This window comes from Actinokineospora sp. NPDC051303, from assembly GCF_055586285.1.
Genome location: NZ_JBVJIN010000010.1, coordinates 49,101 through 69,031, shown reverse-complemented (window position 1 = coordinate 69,031; position 19,931 = coordinate 49,101). Strand labels below are relative to the sequence as shown.

18 protein-coding genes are annotated in these 19,931 nt (G+C 72.9%); 13 read left to right on the top strand and 5 right to left on the bottom strand.

Annotated elements, in window-relative coordinates; translation table 11 throughout:
• Positions 1–77 precede the first annotated feature (77 nt).
• Both ACZ6SD_RS10520 and ACZ6SD_RS10515 read right to left on the bottom strand, forming a co-directional pair.
• Positions 78–1,391 (bottom strand): M20/M25/M40 family metallo-hydrolase, encoded by a 1,314-nt coding sequence (locus ACZ6SD_RS10520; protein ID WP_465316651.1) that lies wholly within the window; start codon positions 1,389–1,391, stop codon positions 78–80.
• 8 nt (positions 1,392–1,399) lie between these two features.
• Entirely contained in the window at positions 1,400–2,227 is an 828-nt protein-coding gene (locus tag ACZ6SD_RS10515; RefSeq protein WP_465316650.1) for a M55 family metallopeptidase, read from the bottom strand.
• Positions 2,228–2,318: 91 nt separating this feature from the next.
• On the opposite strand from ACZ6SD_RS10515, the gene ACZ6SD_RS10510 reads away from it, so the two are divergent.
• The 6 genes from ACZ6SD_RS10510 to ACZ6SD_RS10485 all read left to right on the top strand — a co-directional run bounded on the left by ACZ6SD_RS10510 (position 2,319) and on the right by ACZ6SD_RS10485 (position 9,836).
• Positions 2,319–4,109, top strand: a complete 1,791-nt coding sequence (locus ACZ6SD_RS10510) for an ABC transporter substrate-binding protein (protein ID WP_465316649.1) — start codon at positions 2,319–2,321, stop codon at positions 4,107–4,109.
• A gap of 6 nt (positions 4,110–4,115) precedes the next feature.
• The gene (locus ACZ6SD_RS10505; RefSeq protein WP_465316648.1) at positions 4,116–5,135 is read left to right on the top strand and encodes an ABC transporter permease; all 1,020 of its coding nucleotides are present in this window, start codon (positions 4,116–4,118) and stop codon (positions 5,133–5,135) included.
• Positions 5,132–5,974, top strand: a complete 843-nt coding sequence (locus ACZ6SD_RS10500; RefSeq protein WP_465316647.1) for an ABC transporter permease — start codon at positions 5,132–5,134, stop codon at positions 5,972–5,974. Before ACZ6SD_RS10505 ends, ACZ6SD_RS10500 begins: the two co-directional genes overlap by 4 nt.
• Positions 5,975–7,600: a nickel ABC transporter ATP-binding protein NikE gene (nikE, locus tag ACZ6SD_RS10495; protein WP_465316646.1), complete on the top strand. Its 1,626-nt coding sequence runs from the start codon at positions 5,975–5,977 to the stop codon at positions 7,598–7,600.
• A 102-nt stretch (positions 7,601–7,702) separates the two neighbouring features.
• On the top strand, positions 7,703–9,286 hold the full coding sequence (gene mptB, locus ACZ6SD_RS10490) for a polyprenol phosphomannose-dependent alpha 1,6 mannosyltransferase MptB (RefSeq protein ID WP_465316645.1): 1,584 nt from the start codon (positions 7,703–7,705) through the stop codon (positions 9,284–9,286).
• Positions 9,287–9,443: 157 nt separating this feature from the next.
• Positions 9,444–9,836: a hypothetical protein gene (locus tag ACZ6SD_RS10485; RefSeq protein ID WP_465316644.1), complete on the top strand. Its 393-nt coding sequence runs from the start codon at positions 9,444–9,446 to the stop codon at positions 9,834–9,836.
• 118 nt (positions 9,837–9,954) lie between these two features.
• Here the strand turns inward: ACZ6SD_RS10485 and ACZ6SD_RS10480 are convergent, their stop codons facing one another.
• Together ACZ6SD_RS10480 and ACZ6SD_RS10475 are read right to left on the bottom strand one after the other, a co-directional pair.
• Positions 9,955–10,872, bottom strand: a complete 918-nt coding sequence (locus ACZ6SD_RS10480) for a S66 peptidase family protein (RefSeq protein ID WP_465316643.1) — start codon at positions 10,870–10,872, stop codon at positions 9,955–9,957.
• Complete coding sequence (locus ACZ6SD_RS10475) at positions 10,869–12,842, bottom strand: alpha/beta hydrolase family protein (RefSeq protein ID WP_465316642.1); 1,974 nt, start codon at positions 12,840–12,842, stop codon at positions 10,869–10,871. The genes ACZ6SD_RS10480 and ACZ6SD_RS10475 overlap by 4 nt, the downstream gene beginning before the upstream one ends.
• A gap of 111 nt (positions 12,843–12,953) precedes the next feature.
• On the opposite strand from ACZ6SD_RS10475, the gene ACZ6SD_RS10470 reads away from it, so the two are divergent.
• Genes ACZ6SD_RS10470 through ACZ6SD_RS10455 form a run of 4 tightly spaced genes read left to right on the top strand, consistent with a single transcriptional unit; the run spans position 12,954 to position 16,525 of the window.
• The gene (locus tag ACZ6SD_RS10470; RefSeq protein WP_091446823.1) at positions 12,954–13,520 is read left to right on the top strand and encodes a DUF3090 domain-containing protein; all 567 of its coding nucleotides are present in this window, start codon (positions 12,954–12,956) and stop codon (positions 13,518–13,520) included.
• A 5-nt stretch (positions 13,521–13,525) separates the two neighbouring features.
• The gene (locus tag ACZ6SD_RS10465) at positions 13,526–14,320 is read left to right on the top strand and encodes an SCO1664 family protein (protein WP_465316641.1); all 795 of its coding nucleotides are present in this window, start codon (positions 13,526–13,528) and stop codon (positions 14,318–14,320) included.
• A gap of 19 nt (positions 14,321–14,339) precedes the next feature.
• Complete coding sequence (locus ACZ6SD_RS10460) at positions 14,340–15,287, top strand: MBL fold metallo-hydrolase (RefSeq protein ID WP_465316640.1); 948 nt, start codon at positions 14,340–14,342, stop codon at positions 15,285–15,287.
• Positions 15,288–15,301: 14 nt separating this feature from the next.
• Positions 15,302–16,525 (top strand): epoxide hydrolase family protein, encoded by a 1,224-nt coding sequence (locus ACZ6SD_RS10455; protein ID WP_465316639.1) that lies wholly within the window; start codon positions 15,302–15,304, stop codon positions 16,523–16,525.
• 17 nt (positions 16,526–16,542) lie between these two features.
• On the opposite strand, the gene ACZ6SD_RS10450 is transcribed toward ACZ6SD_RS10455, so the two are convergent.
• Positions 16,543–17,322 carry a VOC family protein gene (locus ACZ6SD_RS10450; RefSeq protein ID WP_465316638.1) on the bottom strand — a complete coding sequence of 260 codons (780 nt, stop codon included), beginning with the start codon at positions 17,320–17,322 and terminating at the stop codon, positions 16,543–16,545.
• A gap of 124 nt (positions 17,323–17,446) precedes the next feature.
• On the opposite strand from ACZ6SD_RS10450, the gene ACZ6SD_RS10445 reads away from it, so the two are divergent.
• The 3 genes from ACZ6SD_RS10445 (at position 17,447) to ACZ6SD_RS10435 (ending at position 19,926) form a co-directional block, all read left to right on the top strand.
• Complete coding sequence (locus ACZ6SD_RS10445) at positions 17,447–18,274, top strand: DUF3097 domain-containing protein (RefSeq protein ID WP_465316637.1); 828 nt, start codon at positions 17,447–17,449, stop codon at positions 18,272–18,274.
• A gap of 70 nt (positions 18,275–18,344) precedes the next feature.
• Positions 18,345–18,779, top strand: coding sequence for an NfeD family protein (locus ACZ6SD_RS10440; protein ID WP_465316636.1), 435 nt, complete (start codon positions 18,345–18,347; stop codon positions 18,777–18,779).
• A gap of 82 nt (positions 18,780–18,861) precedes the next feature.
• On the top strand, positions 18,862–19,926 hold the full coding sequence (locus ACZ6SD_RS10435) for an SPFH domain-containing protein (RefSeq protein ID WP_465316742.1): 1,065 nt from the start codon (positions 18,862–18,864) through the stop codon (positions 19,924–19,926).
• Positions 19,927–19,931: the final 5 nt, after the last annotated feature.

Below are 19,931 nucleotides of genomic sequence, written 5' to 3'. Positions count from 1 at the left end.
TCGATGACAGCGCGGTCATCTTAGGCCCTGTCTCGAAGCGCCCGCGCGGGCGCTTCGAGACAGGGCTACTGGGCGGGTCAGCAGTCGGACAGGAACCGGTCGAGGACTTCGACGCCGAAGCGCAGGCCCGCGACGGGGACGCGTTCGTCCACCCCGTGGGCCATGGCGCGGTAGTCGAACCCTTCGGGCAGCAGCAGGGGTGCGAATCCGAAGCATTCGACGCCCAGGCGGGAGAAGGCTTTGGCGTCGGTGCCGCCGCCCATGCAGTAGGGGACGACGACGGCGTCGGGGTCCTGGGAGCGCAGCGCGGCGGCCATGGCGTCGAACCAGGGTGAGTCGACGCGGGCTTGGACGGGGGGCTGGTTGGCGATGAACTCGCGGCGGATGCCGGGGCCGAGGAGCCGGTCGACTTCGGCGAGCAGGTCGTCTTCGGTGCCGGGCAGGACGCGGGTGTCGACCTGGGCTTGGGCGACGCTGGGGACGACGTTGACCTTGTAACCGGCGGAGAGCACGGTGGGGCGGGTGCTGTTGCGCACGACGTTCTCGACCAGTTTCGCGGCGTGGCCGAAGCGGGCGATGGTGGCGTCGACGCCCGCGTCGGTGCGCAGGTCGACGTCGACGCCGAGGGCGGCTCCGGTGCGTTCGAGGAAGGCGCGCACGGTGGGGGTGAGCACGACGGGCCAGGGGTGGGCGGCGAGTCGGTGCAGCGCGTCGACCAGTTTGACCACGGCGTTGTCGTCGTTGCGGCGGGAGCCGTGGCCGGCGCGGCCGGTGGCGGTGAGCAGCAGGTGCGCGGTGCCGCGTTCGGCGGTGCCGATGGGGTAGAGGCGGACGAGTGCGCCGTCGGCGCGGCGCACGGGCATGGTGTAGGCGCCGGATTCGCTGATGGCGGCGGCGCAGCCGTCGAAGAGGTCGGCGTGGTGGTCGACGAGCCAGTGGGCGCCGTATTCGCCCGCGTCTTCCTCGTCGGCGACGAAGGCGACGACGATGTCGCGGCGGGGGACGCGGCCCTCAGCCGACCAGCGGGCGAGGACGGTGAGGACGGTGGCGCACATGTCTTTCATGTCGACCGCGCCGCGGCCCCAGACGTAGCCGTCGCGGATTTCCCCGGCGAAGGGCGGCACGGTCCACTCGGCCGGGTCGGCGGGGACGACGTCGAGGTGCATCTGGACCAGCAGGGCGGGCAGGTCCGGGTCGGCTCCGGAGACCCGGGCCACGACGTTGCTCCGGCGGGGGGCGCGTTCGAGCAGGGTGGGTTTGAGGCCCGCGTCGGTGAGCCGGTCGGCGACGAACTCGGCCGCTTCCCGTTCGCCGTTGCCCTGCCCGTGGCCTCGGTTCGTGGTGTCGAACCGGATCAAGCGGGCGCACAGGTCCTCGACCGCCTCGGTCATGGTCCTCCTCAGCCGTAGATTCCGTCCATGGCCGCCGCCGCGATGGCGGTGACCACCTTGAACGCCTTCATCGCCTCGGTCATGGATGGGGCGGTGAACCGCACGGTGCGGGTGGCGCTCAGGTCAACAGTGGGCACGACAGCGGCGGCGTGCGCAAGATGAGTGGCGTCGAAGTCGACTTCGATCACGTGCGCGCTGGCGTCGCCGTGGCCGCGTCCAGCGGTGGACATGGCGCGCGCGGCGGCGGTCTGGATGGTCTCGGCGGTGATCTGGGGTGGGTCGCAGATCGCGGCGTAGCGGCTGACGCATTCCTTGACGGCGGCGGTGGTGGCGCGGGGGGCGTAGCCCGCGGCTTCGGCGCAGGTGAGGTTGTCGCCGGTGACCATGATGACGGGGACGCCGTGTTCGGCGGCGAGGGCGGCGTTGAGCCTGCCCTCGCTGGCGGGGACGCCGTCGAGTCGGACCTCGGTGATCGCGTTCTCCAGGTAGGTGTGGGCCAGGACGCCGTCGGCGCCCGCGCCGGTGTGGTACCCGAGGAAGACGACGCCATCCACGCGGGTGTCGATTCCCTGCATCATGGACAGGGGTTTGTGCCTGCCGGTGAGCAGGCGGGCGCGGGGGTCGAGGTCTTCGATGAGGATGTTGCGCTGGGCGGAGTGGGCCTCGTTGACGAGGATGTCGGTGGCTCCCGCGGAGAGCAGGCCGGTGACGCAGGCGTTGACGTCGCCGGTGAGCAGGCGGCGGAAGCGTTGCCATTGCTCGGTTCCGGGGACGACGTCGGCGGTGCAGGTGACGCCGGTGGCGCCTTCCATGTCGGCGGAGATGAGTATGCGCACCGCCCACACGGTACTTCTGGCTGTCAGTCGTTGACTTGGGTGGTGGCCGGGTGGTTACTTTTTGCCACCACATGGGGAAGGGGTGATCGCGGTGCGGGTGCGGCGATGGGGGTTGGGCGGCGCGGCCGTGGTGGTGGCCCTGTCGGCGGGCATGGCCGCGGGCGCCCCGGCGGGGGCGCAGCCGGGGACCACGTTGCGGGTCGCGGTCACCCAGGAGGTGGATTCGCTCAACCCGTTCCTGTCGATCACCCGAACGGGGACCGACATTCTGCGGGCGAACTTCGAGCAGTTGACCACGGCGAGCGCGGACGACTTGGCCCCGGAGCCGGGGTTGGCGGAGCGGTGGGAGCCCTCGGCGGACAAGCTCACCTGGACGTTCACGATCCGCGCTGGCGCGCGGTGGAGCGACGGGGCGCCGATCACCGCGCGGGACGCGGCGTTCACCTTCGACTTGATGCTGCGTGACGAGGTGGCACGCACGGCGAACGGGAACTATGTGGCGCCGTGGGAGTCGGTGCGCGCGGTCGACGACCGCACGCTGGTGGTGAAGACGAAGACGCCGCAGGCGACGATGACGGCGCTGGACATCCCGATCGTGCCGGAGCACGTGTGGTCGAAGGTGGCCGACGTGGGCGCGCCGCCGGCGTTGCCGATGGTGGGCAGCGGCCCGTTCGTGATCACCGAGTTCAAGGAGAGCCAGTACACGCGGCTCACGGCGAACAAGAACTACTGGCGGGGCGCGCCGAAGATCGACCATCTGGATTTCGTGTACTACACCAACGCCGACGCCGCGGTGCAGGCGCTGCTCAACGGCGAGGTGGACCTGGTCAACCGGCTGACTCCGGCGCAGTTCGACCGGTTGGCCGGTGAGCCAGCGGTGGAGCGCAACAACGCCAAGGGCAAGCGGTTCAACGAGCTGCTCATGAATCCGGGGGCTGCGGACGACACCGGGGCGCCGATCGGCGACGGGCACCCGGCGCTGCGCGACCCGAGGCTGCGGCGGGCGATCGCGCAGGCGATCGACACCCGGGCGCTGGTGGACAAGGTGTGGGGCGGGTACGGGGAGCCGGGCAGCGGATATGTGCCGCCGCTGTTCGCCGAGTTCCACTGGTCGCCGCCGCCGGAGCTGGCGCGCCCGTTCGACCTGGGCAAGGCGAACGCGGCCCTGGACGCGGCCGGGTACGCGCGCGGCGGCGACGGGGTGCGGGTGGACCCGGCCAGCGGGCGGCGGCTGGCGTTTCGGCTGCTGGCGCACGCGGGCACGAACTTCGACGAGCAGTCCGCCCCGTTCGTCAAGGAGTGGCTGCGGGAGGTGGGCATCGAGGTCGAGGTGCGGGCCGTGTCGGACACCAAGGTCAACGAGGCGACCACCGCGGGCACGTTCGACTTGGCCTACAGCGGGTGGAACGGCAACCCGGACCCGGATTACATCCTGCGGTTGCAGACGTGCGCGGCGCGGCCGGACGCGGGGGGCAAGGGCGCGACGCCGGACAGCTTCCTGTGTGACCCGACCTATGACGCGCTCTACGCGCAGCAGTTGCAGGAGTTCGACCGGGCCAAGCGGGCCGAGTTGGTCAAGCGGATGCAGCAGGTGCTGCACGAGCAGGCGCCGATGGTGATCCTGGGCTACGACAACATGCTGGAGGCCTACCGCAAGGACCGGTTCGCGCCGTTCCAGGTCTCGCCCGACCCGGGTGGGATGATCATGAACCAGCAGTCGTACTGGGGGTACTACAGCGCCACCCCGGTGGCGGTGTCCGCCAGTGGGGGCCGCTCGACCGGGGTGGTGCTCGGTGTGGTGGGCGGGGTGGTGGTCCTGGCCGCGGCCGGGGCGCTGGTGTTCGCCCGGCGCCGCGCGGCCACCGCCGACGAGCGGGAGTGAGGGCCGGTGTCCGATGTGCTGGCCCCGAGCGGGGACCCGCCCGCCACGCCCGCCCCGCGCGGTGGCGGGGCCGTCCGGTACGCGCTGACCAAGGTCGGCGGGGCGCTGCTGAGCGTGGCCATGATCGTGGTGCTGGGTTTCCTGCTGTTCCGGGCGCTGCCGGGGGACCCGGTGCAGACCATGACCAGGGGCCGCCCGGTCAGCGCCGAGCAGATCGCCGAACTCCAGGCCCGGCTGGGGCTGGACCGGCCGCTGCCCGAGCAGTTCGCGCGCTATCTCAGTGGGCTGCTGCGCGGCGACCTGGGCGTGTCCTACACGTTCAACGTGCCGGTCGCCCAGAAGATCGGCGAGCGGATCGGCCCGACGCTGCTGCTGGTGGGCGTGGGCACGGTCCTGGCGGTGGCGCTGGGGCTGTGGCTGGGCGCCCGGTCGGCGTGGCGGCGCGGCAGCCGCTTCGACAAGGCCGCCACCGGGATCGCGCTGACCCTGTGGTCGGCGCCGACGTTCTGGCTGGGGCTGCTGCTGCTCTCGGCCACCGGCGGCCTGTTCCCCTCCGGGGGCATCACCTACCCCGACACCCCGCCGGACTTCCTGTCCCAGGCGCTGGACACCGCCCACCACATGGTGCTGCCGGTGACGACCCTGGTCGCGGTCGTCTACGCCCAGTACCAGCTGGTGATGCGGTCGTCGCTGGTGGAGGAGATGGCCGCCGACCACCTGCTCACCGCCCGCGCGAAGGGGCTGCGCGACGACCAGGTCCGCAGGCGCCACGCCGTGCCCAACGCGCTGCTGCCCACCGTCACCCTGGTGTTCCTGCACCTGGGGCTGGTGGTGTCCGGGGCGATCACGGTGGAGACGGTGTTCTCCTGGCCGGGGTTGGGGCTGCTGACCTATGAGGCGCTGCGCGGGCCGGACCTGCCGCTGTTGCAGGGCACGTTCATCGTCCTGGCGGGCGCGGTGGTGCTGATGAACCTCGCCGCGGACCTGCTCTACCGGGTCCTCGACCCCCGGGTGCGTGCCTCGTGAGCGCCTGGCGGGAGTTCACCCGTCACCGGGCTGGGGTGGTTGGGCTGGGCGCGCTGGTGCTGATCGTGGCGCTGGCCGTCCTCGCGCCGCTGATCACCGACCCGCAGGGCTTGGAGGTCACCAAGGCCACCGGCGGGCGGCTGGAGCCGCCCAGCGGCCAGTACTGGCTGGGCACCGACGAGAACGGGCGGTCGGTGCTGCTGCTGACCCTGTGGGGGGCGCGGGTGTCGCTGCTGGTCGGGTTCGCCGCGACGCTGCTGTCGATCGCCATCGGCACCGTCGTCGGGCTCGTCGCCGGGCACTTCGGCGGTCTGGCCGCCGCGGCTCTGATGCGGGTGACCGACTTCTTCCTCGTGCTGCCGTCGCTGGTGCTCGCGATCGCGCTGTCCACCGTCCTCGACCGCGGTGTGGGCACCATCGTGCTCGCCATCGGCCTGACCTCCTGGCCGTCGGCGGCCCGGCTGGTCCGCGCGCAGACGCTGACGGTGTCCGCCCGCCCTTACATCGAGCGGTCCCGCGCCCTGGGCGGCGGGCACCTGCACGTCATCGGCAGGCACGTGCTGCCCGGGGTGCTGCCGCTGGTGTTCGTCAACACCACCCTGGCCGTGGGCACCGCCATCGTCGCCGAGTCCACTCTGTCGTTCCTCGGGCTGGGCGACCCCACCCAGGTGTCCTGGGGGGCGATGCTGCGCTCGGCGTCGGGCAGCGGCGCGGTCACCGCGGGCGCCTGGTGGTACCTGGTGCCGCCGGGGCTGGCCATCGCCGGGGTCGTGCTCGCGTTCACCCTGTGTGGGCGCGCCCTGGAGTCCGTGCTCAACCCGAGGCTGCGGGAGCCGTAGATGACCCTGCTCGAACTGCGCGACGTGCACGTGCGCTACCCGGGAGAGCACGCCGTGCGCGGGGTCGATTTGTCCCTCGACGCCGGGCAGACCCTCGGCCTGGCCGGGGAGTCCGGCTGCGGCAAGTCGACCCTGGCGCTGTCGGTGCTGCGGCTGCTGCCCCCGACCGCCCAGGTCAGCGGGCGGATCCTGCTCGACGGCGCGGACGTGGCCACGATGACCTGGGGGGCGCTGCGCGCGGTGCGCTGGGCGCGGGCGTCGGTGGTGTTCCAGGGCGCCATGCACGCCCTCAACCCCGTGCACCGCGTCGGCGACCAGATCGCCGAGCCGATCCGCCTGCACACCCCCACGACCAGCCCCGCCCAGGTCCGCGCCCGCGTGGAGACCCTGCTGCGGCAGGTCGAGCTGCCCGTCGACCGCGCAGGCGCCTACCCGCACGAGCTGTCCGGCGGGCAGAAGCAGCGCGTCATGATCGCCATGGCGCTCGCGTGCGAGCCGAAGCTGATCATCGCCGACGAGCCGACCACCGCCCTCGACGTCGTCGTGCAGGCCCAAGTCCTGGGCGTGCTCACCCGCCTGGTCGCCGAGCGCGCCATCGGGCTGCTGCTGATCAGCCACGACCTGTCGGTGCTCGCCACCACCTGCCAACGGCTCGCGGTGATGCGCCAGGGGGAGATCGTCGAGGAAGGCCCCGCCCGCGCGGTCATCGCCGCCCCCACCCACCCGCACACCCGGGCGCTGGCCGCGGCGTTCCCCACCGTCGGCGACCCCCGCCACCGCTACGCCCCCGCCACCGCCGGAAAATCACCCGAACCGGGGACCGCGATGGTGAGGGAGGAGCTGCTGCGGGTCGAGGACCTGCGGGTGCGGTTCGGCGCGGTCGAGGCCGTGGCCGGGGTGAACCTGAGCGTGTGCGCCGGGGAGATCGTCGCCCTCGTCGGCCAGTCCGGCTCGGGGAAGACGACCCTCGCCCGCGCGATCCTCGGCCTGCGGCGCCCGTATTCCGGGCGGGTTCTGTTCGCCGGGAAACCGCTGCCAACCTCGGCGAAAGGGCTGCGCGCCCACCGGCGGCAGGTGCAGCTGATCCTGCAAGACCCGACCAGCGCGCTCAACCCCCGCCACACCGTCGGCGAGGCCGTCGCCGAGGGCCTGCGCATCCACCGCGTCCCCGGCGACGAAGCCGACCTGGTGGCCGCCGCGCTCGCCGCGGCCGAACTGCGCCCGCCCGAGCGCTACGCGGGCGCCCTGCCGCACGAGCTGTCCGGCGGGCAGCGCCAGCGCGTGGTCATCGCGGGCGCGCTGGCGCTGGCGCCGCGGCTGCTGGTCGCCGACGAGCCGGTCGCGTCGCTGGACGCCTCGGTGCGCGGGGAGATCCTCGCCCTGCTGCTGCGGCTGCGCGCCGAACTCGGGCTCGCCGCCCTGGTCATCACCCACGACCTCGGGCTGGCCTGGAACATCGCCGACCGGGTCGCGGTCATGCGCGGCGGCGTCATCGTCGAGCAGGGTTCGGTCGAAGACGTGCTCGGCGACCCGAAGCACGCTTACACCCGGTCACTGCTCGCCGCGCTGCCCGACCCCGGCCGCGGCGAGCCCGTCGACCACCTCGACCACGGGCCGAAACAGTGACACCACGACTGACCCCACGACTGACCCCGCGGCGGCGGCCGGCGGCCATTGCGGACCATTGCGCGAAAGTGTCGGACACCCCCTGTGTAATCTCATCCAACGATGGCCACCACCACAGATCCGTCTCCAGACGTGGAAGAGTCCTTGGTCGCTGAGAACGCAGTGAACGTTGAATCCGCTGTCGACGGTCGCACCGACCGGCCCGACGAGCGGGTTGGTCCGCTGCCCGTGCGCACGATCGCGCTGGGCGCCGCGGGCAGTCTGCTGATCCTGCTCAGCTCCTTCGGCGCCGCGGGCGTCCTGGTGAGCGACCCCGTCCTCGGACACGGACCGCTGTCGTGGATCCGCTACGGCCACGGGCAGATGCTCGCCACCGGCACCCTCTACCTCGGCTTCGCCCTGGTGGTGTGGGCGTGGGTGCGGCTGGGCAGGCACGTCATCGCAGGACGCGTCGGGTCCCGCCCGGTGCTGGTCGCCGCGGCGTGCTGGATCGCGCCGCTGGTGTTCTCCCCGCCGATCTTCACCCGCGACGTGTTCTCCTACATCGCCCAGGGCACCCTGCCGCTCTACGGGCAGGACCCGTACGCGGTCGGGCCGATCGTGCTGGGTTTGCAGGAGGTCGTGCAGAACGTCCACCCGTTCTGGCAGACCACCCCCGCCCCCTACGGGCCGATGTTCATCCTGCTGGCCAAGGGCGTCGCCGCCGTCGCGGGCACCAACATGATCCTCGGCGTCGTCCTCATGCGCCTGGTCCTCATGATCGGCTTGGTGCTGCTGGTGTGGGCGCTGCCCGGCCTCGTCCGCCACCTCGGCGGGCACCTGCCCACCACCCTGTGGCTTGCCATCGCGGGCCCGATGACCGTCGTGCACCTCACCGGCGGCCCGCACAACGACCTGCTCATGGTCGGGTTCCTCGCCGCGGGCACCCTGTGCGTCCTGGAACGCAAACACGTCCTGGGCATCGCCCTGGTCACCCTCGGCGCCGCGGTCAAGGCCACCGCCACCATCGCCCTGCCGTTCCTGGTGTGGGTGTGGGCCGGGCACCTGAAGTCGACGTTCTGGAAGAACTTCGCCCGCGCCCTGGCCGCCGCGTTCGCGACCTTCGTCGTCACCTTCGCGGTGACCACCCTGGTCGCCGGGGTCAACCTCGGCTGGTTCAAGGCGCTGCAGGCCCCCACGATGATCGTGAACTGGCTGTCGATCCCCACCGCGGTCGGCGAGATCGCGCACACCGTGGTGGACGTGTTCATCGACGCCAACAAGAGCTGGTTCGTCAACACCACCCGCGTCATCGGCGGCCTGGCGTTCTTCGCCATCGGCATCCGCCAGTGGTGGCTGTCCCGCCACGGCGGCTCGGACGCGGTCCGCCGCATGGCGTTCATCCTCTTCGCCGTCGCCGTCCTCTCCCCGGCCACCCTGCCCTGGTACCTGACCTGGGGCTTCGTCATCGCCGCCGCCCTGCCCTGGCAGCGACGACAGCTCGCGATCCTGGTCAGCGCCGCGGTGTTCCTGGTGCTCACCTACTCCCCGGCCGGAGAAGACCTGCTCTACAACTGGCCGTTCATCGCGGGCGCCGTCGCCGTGTCGATCCTCGCTGGCTTCACCCTCCTGCGCAACGACCCCCTGCGCCTGTTCGGCGACCGCGAAGAACTCGTCACCGTCGACCCGGCCCCCGCCAAAGCCTGACCGGGGCGAAGCTCCACTCGGTCGGGGGATGACTCGGCTGGCTCGCCCGCACGCAGCGGTGTAAACACAGGGCGACGGTCCAACTACTTGCCGTCACCTGAATGCTGAGCGCGCCCTCGACCGGTCCGCCTCAGCCGAGCAGACAGGCGAGACGACGATGAAGCACCTCGCACACCTGGCCGCCACCGCGATGGCCGTCGGCGCGCTCCTCGGCGCGGCGGCGCCCGCCCAAGCAGACACCGCGCAAGACGCCTTCTCCTTCGTGGGAGCCCGGGCGACGCCCTCGCCCAAGGACATCACCCTGCACTGGCGCGGCACCTGCACCCAGCCCGGCACGAAGGTCATCGGCATGGTCGGAATGCAGGGGTACGGCGGCACGTTCCACACCGAGTGCGAGGTCGAGGGAACCTACGAGGGCAGCATCATGGTTCTCGACTACGAAGACCACGACTTGAAGTTCGGGCAGCCCTTCACCTACACGGCCACCGTCTTCGGCGAACCGTCCGGCCCCCAGAACCACACCGGCGAGGCCACGCTGCGGTGGGGATAGGCCCACAACCCGGTCCCCGTCGTCACCCTCGATATCGCCGCTTTCTCGGCTCTGTGCCGCCCGCACCCGATAGCAGCACCCGGTCCGAACACTCCGGCGTCCCAGCCGTTGCCGGTGGTCACCGCAGGGCGGGCTCGGCCATGGTCAGGGTGCCGTCGTCGGCGTCGAGCACCGCGTCCACACCCAGCGGCACCGTCAGCTGCCCCGGGCAGTGCCCGAACCCCAGCTCCCACACCATCGGCACCCCCAGCCCGCCCAGCAGGTCCGCGACCACATCGCGCACCAGCGCCAGGTCCCCGCAGTCGGCCCACGAGCCCAACGCGATCCCCGACACCCCGGTGAACCAGCCCGCCCGCAGCAACTGGGTCAGCATCCGGTCGATCCGGTACGGGGGCTCCGCGACGTCCTCCAGCAGCAGGATCGCCCCGTCCGGCGGCGGCGCCACCCCCTCGGCGCCCACGCCCGCGGCGAGCAGGGTCAGGTTCCCGCCCACGGTCACCCCGCGCGCGACACCGTGGCAGGCGGTGGCGGTGGCCGGGCCGATGAGCCGCTGCACGCTTTCCGGGGCGAACAAGGTGTCGCGCAGGTGGCGCTGGGCGTCGGCGTCGAACAGGGCGCCCGCGATCATCGGGGCGAACAGGGTCGCCACCCCCAGGGTCGCGCCCAGCGCCTCGTGCAGGGCGGTGACGTCGCTGGACCCGGCGAACACCTTCGGGCCAGCCGCGGCCATCGCGTCCCAGTCGAGCAGGTCCAGGACGCGCTGGGTGCCGTAGCCGCCGCGGGCGCAGACGACCGCGTCGACCCGGGGGTCGCACCACGCCCGCTGGAAGTCCGCGGCCCGGTCGGCGTCGGCGCCCGCCAGGTAGGGCAGGGTCGGGTGCCGGTCGAGCACGTGCGGGGCGACCTCGACGGTCAACCCCCACGACCGCAGCACCGCCACCCCGGTGTCGAGCAGGGCGGGGGAGACCGGGCCCGCGGGGGCCACCACGGCGACCGTCGACCCCGGGCGCAGCCGGGCCGGTCTGGTCCGCGTCATCGGCGCAGCTCCAGCACCGGCACCCCGGGCGGGGTGAACCCGAACACCTGCCCGTAGAACGACAGCTCGGCCTCGTGCGCCGCGGTGATCGTCTCCGCCTTGCGGAACCCGTGCTGCTCGCCCTCGAAGGTCAGGTACGCGTGCGGGACGCCGGTGCCGTCCAGCGCCGCGACAAACCGGTCGGCCTGCTCGGGCGGGCAGATCTCGTCCTCCAAACCTTGCAGCAGCAGCACCGGGCCGGTCAGGCGGTCGACGTGGTTGGCCGGGGAGCGGTCGCGGTAGCGGTCGCGGTGCTCGGGCAGCGGCCCCACCAGGCGCTCGACGTAGCGGGACTCGAAGTCGTGGGTCTCGGCGCCCTCGCTGGTCCAGCCCTCCAGGTCCAGGATGGGGAACATGATCGTGGCGCACGCGTAGGTGTCGACCGTGGTCATCGACGCCGCGGCGGTCCACCCGCCCGCGCTGCCGCCGCGCACCGCCAGCCGGGCCGGGTCCGCGACGCCCTCCGCGGCCAGCGCGGCGGCCACGGTCGCGCAGTCGCGCACGTCGACCACGCCCCACTGCCCGTCGAGGGCCTCGCGGAACGCGCGGCCGTAGCCGGTGGAACCGCCGTAGTCGACCGCGACGACCCCGAAGCCTCGGCTGGTGAAGTACACGAACTCCACGTCCAGCACGGGGGAGAACTGCCCGGTCGGGCCGCCGTGGACGTGCACCAGGTACGGCGGCAGCTCCCCCTCGGGGGCGGCGTGGTCGGGGTTGGTCGGCGGGTACAGGTAGGCGGGGATCTCGCGGCCGTCGGGGCTGTGGAAGACCCGGGCGACCGGCTCCGGCAGGTACGCGGGGTCCGGCAGGTTCTCCGCCGGGGCGCTCAGCTCGGTCAGGTCCCCGGTGGACAGGTCCAGCCGCACCGCGGTCCAGTCGGCGAACGGGCCAGCAGCGCACGCCGTGACCACCCCGTCCGGGCCCGCGGACACATCACTCCAGCGGGTGAAGTCGCTGTCGACGTCGGTGACGGTGCCGGTGCGCTCGTCGAGGACCGCGAGCCGGTGCCCGCGCAGCACCGCGAACCGGCCGCGGCCCAGGGCGGCGAACCACCGCTTGCCCAGCTGCCACAGCGGGCCGCCGATCTCCCACGGCCCTGGCGCCAGGTTCACCGCGGTCCCGTCGAGGCCGACCCGGTGCAGGTTCCACCAGCCGTCCGGGTCGGTCAGCGCCAGCAGCGACTCCGGGGACTCCCACTCGACCTGGCAGACCGCCTCCCGCCGCCCACCGGCGAGGACCCGGTGCGGGCCGAACCCGCCGTCGCCGAGGATCTCGGCCACGCACAACTGGGCTCCGTCCCAGGGCATGTCCGGGTGCGCCCACCCGATCCAGGCGGCGTGGCGGCCGTCCGGGCTCGGCTTCGGCGCGGTCATGAAGTGGTGGCTCGCGGCCAGCGCCCGGGCGGGGCCGCCGTCGACGGGCAGGGCCACCAGGTCGCGGCGCACATCGGTGGGCCGCTGCCCGGTCACGGTCTCCCGCACGCACCACACGTGCGTGCCGCCGGGCCCGGCGACCAGGTCCGCGTGGCGGACCCCGTGCGGGCGGTCCGGGGCGGCGCTGATCGCGGCCGGGGCGGCATCGGGGTCGTCCGGGTCGAGCAGGTACACCCGCTGATCACCCCAGTGGGTGAACGCGACCCGGGTGCCGCCGGGGGTGTCGAGCAGCGTGAAGGGCCTGCCGCCGTACTCGTGGACCCGGTTGCGGGTGTTCCACGGCGTGCCCAGCACCTCCCGGGCGCCATCGCCGTCGTCCCGGCCGTCGTCCCGGCCGTCGCGGGTCAGCGCCAGCCGCCCGCCCTCGGCGGGCTTGGTCTGGGTCCACCACACTCCGCTGGCGTGCCGGGTCACCCACGCGGGGCTGCTGCTCGCCCGGGCGACATCGGCCGCGGCGACCGGCGAACCCCAGGTACCGTATGAAGCGATCTTCACCACAAGCAGGACCCTACCGACTGGGCAAGGGCGGCCCGATACGGTGGACGTGTGCGGCAAACCGGCGGGTAAGGCCTGCTCGATCCGGCGATGTCCCATAAGGTCGGAGGTGCCATGGCCCGTGTCATCCACGTCTTCCGTCAGCCCGACCGCTTCATAGCAGGCACGGTCGGGCAACCCGGTGACCGAGTGTTCTACCTGCAGGCGGTCGAAAGCGCCCGCACGGTCAGTGTGACCATCGAGAAACAGCAGGTCGTGGTGCTCGCCGAGCGCATCGGGTCGCTGTTGGAGGAGGTCCACCGCCGCTTCGGCGCGGAGATCCCCGCCGACGTGCCTGATGACCTCGTTGACGCCGACCCGCTGCAGGTGCCGGTGGAGGAGGAGTTCCGCGTCGGCACCATGGGGTTGGGCTGGGACGCCGAGACCCGCGCGGTGGTGATCGAGTTGCTCGCCGCGACCGAGGGCGAGGTCGACGAGTCGGTCGTGCTCGACGACACCGAGGAGGGGCCCGACGCGGTGCGGGTGTTCCTCTCGCCCACCGAGGCGCGCGCGTTCGCCGAGCGCGCCGACCGGGTCGTCAACGCCGGGCGCAAACCGTGCCCGCTGTGCGCCGAGCCGCTCGACCCGGCCGGTCACGTCTGCCCCCGGCAGAACGGGTACCGCCGCGGCGAAGAGGACTGAGCCCCGTGCTTCCCACCGACCCGGACGCCGGGGAGTTCCTGCTGCGCGGGGACATCGAGGTCGAGGGCAGGCTGGTGGACGCGTCGAACGCGACCCTGTTCTGCGCGATCGAGGCGGCCGGGGTGTCGGCGAAGTGCGTGTACAAACCGGTCCGGGGTGAGCGCCCGCTGTGGGACTTTCCTGATGGCACCCTCGCTGGGCGGGAGGTGTCGGCGTATCTGGTGACCCGGGCGGCGGGGCTGGCGCTGGTCCCGCCCACGGTGCTGCGGCCTGGCCCGTTCGGGCCGGGCATGGTGCAGCTGTGGGTGGAGACCAAGGAAGGCGACGACCTGGTCGACGTGATCGCCCCGGAGGACCTGCCCCCGGGGTGGCGGCCGATCCTGCGCGCGCACGACCGGTTCGGCGAGCCCGCGGTCCTGGCGCATTCCGACAACCCGGCCGTGGCGCTGATGGCGGCGCTGGATGTGGTCCTCAACAACGCCGACCGCAAGGGCGGGCACGTCCTGCACGGCACCGACGGCGGCGTCTACGGCGTGGACCACGGCATCTGCCTGCACAGCGAGAACAAGTTGCGCACGGTTCTGTGGGGGTGGGCGGGGGAGGCGCTGCCGGATGAGGCGGTGGCGGCGCTGCACACCCTCAACGCCGCCCTCAAGGGCGACCTGGCCGAGGATTTGGCCGAGCACTTGACCCGCGCCGAGGTCGACGCGCTGCGGTCGCGGACCGCGGCGCTGCTGGCCGCCCCGGTGTACCCGACCCCGGACGCCGATGGCCGCCCGATCCCGTGGCCCGCGTTCTGATGGCCGCGCCGGTGGGGCCGTGACGGCCGATCGGGTGTGGCCCGCGTCGTTCGCCGACCGGCTGACCTCGCCGCTGCCCGGGCTCGGCGACGTCGTGCGGGTGCTGCGGACCGGCGGGTTCCGCGGGCCGACCGACCAGGCGCACCGCATCCCGGTGACCCAGGTGGGGCTGCCCGAGGTGGGCGCGGCCGAGGTCGCGCTGACCTGGGTGGGCCACGCGAGCTACGTGATCAGGATGGGCGGGGCGTGCGTGCTGGCCGACCCGGTGTGGTCCGACCGCATCCCGGGGACGCCGCGGCGGATCACCCCGCCCGGGGTGGCGTGGGAGTCGTTGCCCGCGGTGGACGCGGTGGTGATCAGCCACAACCACTACGACCACCTCGACCTGCCGACGCTGCGGCGGCTGCCCAGGGACACGCCGCTGCTGGTGCCCGGCGGGTCCGGGAAGTGGTTCACCCGGCGCGGGTTCACCGGCGTGGTCGAGTTCGACTGGTGGGAGTCGGCGACCGTGGCGGGCGTGACGTTCGACTTCGTGCCCGCGCACCACTGGAGCAGGCGCGGCCTGCGCGACACCTGCGCGTCCCTGTGGGGCGGCTGGGTCATGGCCGCGGCGGGCGCCCGCGTGTACCACGCCGGGGACACCGGCTACGGGCACTGGTTCGCCGAGATCGGCGCCCGCTACCCCGGCATCGACGTGGCGATGCTCCCGATCGGCGCCTACGAGCCGCGCTGGTTCATGTCGCCGGTCCACATGGACCCCGACGAGGCGGTGCGCGCCCTGGCCGACCTGGGCGCGCGGCGGCTGGCGGCAATGCACTGGGGCACGTTCGTGCTAACCCGGGAACCGGTCGCCGAGCCGCTGGACCGGGTCCGCGCCGCGTGGGCGGCCACCGGGCGCCCAGTCGAGGACCTGTGGGACCTCGCGATCGGCGAGACCCGCGTGCTGCCAACTCCGCCGCTGTCCTGACCTGGTGAGGAACCGTGACCGCCTTCCCCTTGGAGCCCACCCCGATCCACGTTCCCGACCGGGTCCTCGACGACCTGCGCGCCCGTCTCGCGTCGACTCGGCCGCCGGTGGACGAGGGCAACGAGGACTGGTCCTACGGGGTCCCCAACAGCTACCTGCGTGAGCTGGTCGCCTACTGGCGCGACGCCTACGACTGGCGCGCGGCCGAGGCCGCCATCAACGCCTACGAGCACTACCAGGTCAGCGTCGCCGGTGTCCCCGTGCACTTCCTGCGCAAGCCCGGCCGCGGCCCCCGCCCCATCCCGCTGATCCTCACCCACGGCTGGCCGTGGACGTTCTGGCACTGGTCGAAGGTGATCGACCCGCTCGCCGACCCGGCCGCGTTCGGCGGCGACCCCGCCGACGCGTTCGAGGTGATCGTCCCGTCCCTGCCCGGTTTCGGCTTCCCCGGCCCGCTCACCGGCTTCCCGGACGTCAACTTCTGGAAGGTCGCCGACCTCTGGCACACCCTGATGACCCAGACCCTGGGACACGGGAAGTACGCCGCCGGGGGCTGCGACATCGGCGCGCTCGTCACCAGCCAACTCGGCCACAAACACGCCGAGGCGCTCTACGGCATCCATATCGGCTCCGGTCTGCCGCTGGACTTCTTCACCGGCCCCCGCGCCTGGGACTTCGCCCGGAACCGGCCGCTGACCGACGACCAGCCCGCCGACGTCCGCGCCCGCGTCATCGAACTGGACCACCGCTGGGCGTCCCACCTCGCCGCGCACATGCTCGACGGCGCCACCCTGGCCCACGGGCTCAGCGACTCACCGGCCGGGCTGCTCGCCTGGCTGCTGAAGCGCTGGCACGCCTGGAGCGACAACGGCGGCGACGTCGAGTCGGTGTTCACCAAGGACGACCTGCTCACCCACGCCACCATCTACTGGGCGAACAACTCCATCGCCACCTCGATGCACTACTACGCCAACGCCAACCGCCACCCGTGGACCCCCGCCCACGACCGCACCCCGCCCGTGGCCGCCCCGGTCGGGCTCACGTTCGTCACCTACGAGAACCCGCCCGGCGTCCACACCGCCGAGGAGCGCGTCCAGGCGTTCACCTCCGGTCAGCAAGCCCGCTGGTTCAACCACGTCAACGTCAACGCCCACGACCGCGGCGGCCACTTCATCCCCTGGGAGAACCCCGACGCCTGGGTGAGCGACCTGCGCCGCACCTTCCGCACCCGCCGCTGACCACCAGGCCCGCGCCGCTACCCGGCGGCCTCCCACAGTTGGAACACCGCGCCGAGGGGATCGACGCAGTCGGCGATGAACCCGTAGGGCTGGCGGCGCACCGGGCCGGTCTCGCCGCCGTGCTCCCGGACCCGGCGCAGGGCCGCCTCGATGTCGTCGGTGCGGAAGCAGAGCTGCACCTGCCCGGTGGCCCCCGGGCCCGCGCCGTGGAGGCCGAGGTCGTCATGGTCGGCCACGGCCCACCCGCCGGGGGTCGATCCCGGGTGGTAGGACCAGCCCAGGACGTGGGCGTAGAACGCCTTGGCCGCCTCGGCGTCGGCGACGACCATCGTCACGTACGCGACGTCGCCGACGCGGCGGCGGGTGGCGCGCGCGGGCGGGGTGTCGAGCAGCCAGCGGTGCCCGAAGGGGTCGATGACGACCGCGACCCGGCCGTAGTCCTCGTCGGTGGGCGGGCGTTCGACGGTGGCGCCGCCGGTGACCGCGCGGGTGAACGTGGCCTCGACGTCGGGGACCTGGACGTGGACGGTGTGGGTGAACACGGCGGGGGAGTCCGGCGCCGCGACCGGGGCGCCGCCCGCGCCAGCGTCGGCGAGCATCAGCACGGCGTCGCCGATGCCGACCTCGGCGTGCCCGACCGCGCCGTCGGGCATGAGGTGGACCTCGCCGCGCTGGTGGCCGTCGAAGACCTCGATGTACCAGGCGATGGCGCGGCGCGCGTCGGCCACCACGAGGTAGGGGCTCAGCGTCGGCGGCCAGGCCAAGGTGCTCTCCGGGACGGGCGTCGCGGCTGCCATGGGTCCTCCCGTGCGTCGGGTCCGCCGCCCCATCGTCGCCCGGCCGCGGGGACCCCGCACGCGGATCACGCGGTGACGGCGTGCCTGCGGGCCCCGATCGGGCGACCTCGCTAGCGTGGCGGCCGTGCGCACCCACGACTACGGCCGCGACGTCCTCTCCGGCGGCACGCGGCGCGAGCGGATCCCGGAGGTGGTCGCCGAGCCCGGCCTGGTGGCCGAGGACCCGGCGAGCGGGTTCTGCGGGGCGGTGGTCGGGTTCGAGAAGGGCGCCGTCACGTCGGTGGTGCTGGAGGACCGGCACGGCAGGCGGCGGCTGTTCCCGCTGGTCGCGGCCGGGTTCCTCGTCGAGGGCCGACCGGTGACTCTGGTGCGGCCTGCGGCAGCGGCGTCACCGGCGCGTCCTGCGGTGTCGGCGTCGGGGTCGGTGCGGGTCGAGGGGCTGCGGGCGCGCACGGCGCGGGAGAGCCGCATCTGGGTCGAAGGCGTCCACGACGCGGAGCTGGTGGAGCGGGTGTGGGGGCACGACCTGCGCGTCGAGGGCGTGGTCGTGGAGCCGCTCGACGGCGTCGACCGGCTCGCCGAGCGGGTCGAGGAGTTCGGGACCGGGCCGGGCAGGCGGCTGGGCGTGCTGGTCGACCACCTGGTCGAGGGCAGCAAGGAGTCCCGGATCGTGGCCGAGGTGCGCGACCGGCGGGTGCTGGTCACCGGGCACCCGTACGTCGACATCTGGCAGGCGGTGAAACCGGCCGCGGTGGGCATCGCGGCGTGGCCGTCGGTGCCGCGCGGAGTGTCCTGGAAGGACGGTGTGTGCGCGGCCCTGGGCTGGGGCGACCCGGCCGACGGGTGGCGGCGGGTGCGGGCGGCGGTGACCGGGTTCCGCGACCTGGAGCCGCCCCTGGTGGGCGCGGTGGAGCGGCTGATCGACTTCGTCACCGACCCCGGCGACGACTGAGACCGGCCCCACGGGTCACGAGTGGATCGTTTCGGCCACCTCCGGCGGCGCGGTCTGCCACGATGGGCGCATGGCGGCCCTGATGTGGTTGATCGGCGGGATCGCGCTCGTCGCGGCCGAGGCCCTGTTCGCCTCCGGCGAGTTCGTGCTGCTGCTGCTCGGCGTGGCCGCGCTCGCGGGCGCGGGCGCGGAGGCGGTCTTCGGTGTCACCGCGGTCAGCGCCGCGGTGTTCGCGGTAGTGGCGCTCGGGCTGGTCACCGTCGCCCGCCCCGCCCTCAAGCGGCGGTTCAACGCCCCGCGCGTGGCCGACAACGTCGCCGCGCTCGTCGGGGCGCAGGCGGTGGTGACGGCCACTGTGGACGGTTCCGGCGGGCGGGTGCGGCTGCGCGGGCAGGAGTGGTCGGCGCGCGCGCTCGACGCGACGCAGGTGCTGGAGCCGGGGACCACCGTCACCGTCATGGAGATTTCCGGGGCGACCGCGGTCGTGTGGGCGGACCGGGCATGAGAGTCGACCCGATGTGGAGGAAAGGCACGTGAACGTCTCACTCGTCGTCACGATCGCGGTGGCGCTGGTCGCTTTGACGATCATGGTGAAATCGGTCCTGGTGATCCCGCAGGCGCAGTCCGCGGTGATCGAGCGGCTGGGCCGGTTCCGCAACGTCGCCGAGCCGGGCCTGAACTTCCTGGTGCCGTTCTTCGACCGGGTCCGCGCCCGGATCGACCTGCGCGAGCAGGTGGTGTCGTTCCCGCCGCAGCCGGTGATCACCCAGGACAACCTGACCGTCTCCATCGACACGGTCGTCTACTTCCAGGTGACCGACTCCCGCGCCGCGGTCTACGAGATCTCGAACTACATCATCGCGGTGGAGCAGCTGACCACCACGACGCTGCGCAACGTGGTCGGCGGCATGAGCCTGGAGGAGACCCTGACCTCCCGCGACCAGATCAACGGGCAGCTGCGCGGGGTCCTCGACGACGAGACCGGCCGGTGGGGCATCCGGGTGGCCAGGGTGGAGCTCAAGGCGATCGACCCGCCGCCGTCCATTCAGGACTCCATGGAGAAGCAGATGCGCGCCGACCGGGAGAAGCGCGCCATCATCCTCAACGCCGAAGGCCAGCGCGAGGCCGCGATCAAGACCGCGGAAGGCCAGAAGCAGAGCCAGATCCTCGCCGCGGAGGGCGCGAAGCAGGCCACCATCATGGCCGCCGAAGCCGAACGCCAGTCCCGCATCCTCAAGGCCCAGGGCGAGCGCGCCGCCCGCTACCTGCAAGCCCAGGGCCAGGCCAAGGCCATCGAGAAGGTGTTCGCCGCGATCAAGGCAGGCCGCCCCACCCCCGAGGTCTTGGCCTACCAGTACCTGCAGACCCTGCCGCAGATGGCCCAGGGCGACGCGAACAAGGTCTGGATGATCCCCAGCGACTTCGGCAAGGCCCTGGAAGGCTTCGCCCGCCAACTCGGCGCCAAGGGCGACGACGGCGTGTTCCGCTACGAACCCGCCACCGACGTCGCACCCTCCCAACCGGAGGAAGACGACCCGTCCATCGCGGACTGGTTCGACACCTCCACCGACCCCCGCATCGAGGAAGCCGTCCGCGCGGCCGAAGCGGTGGCCCGCAAAGAGGTCGAAAGCCCGCTGAACCCCGGCGCCTGACGCGT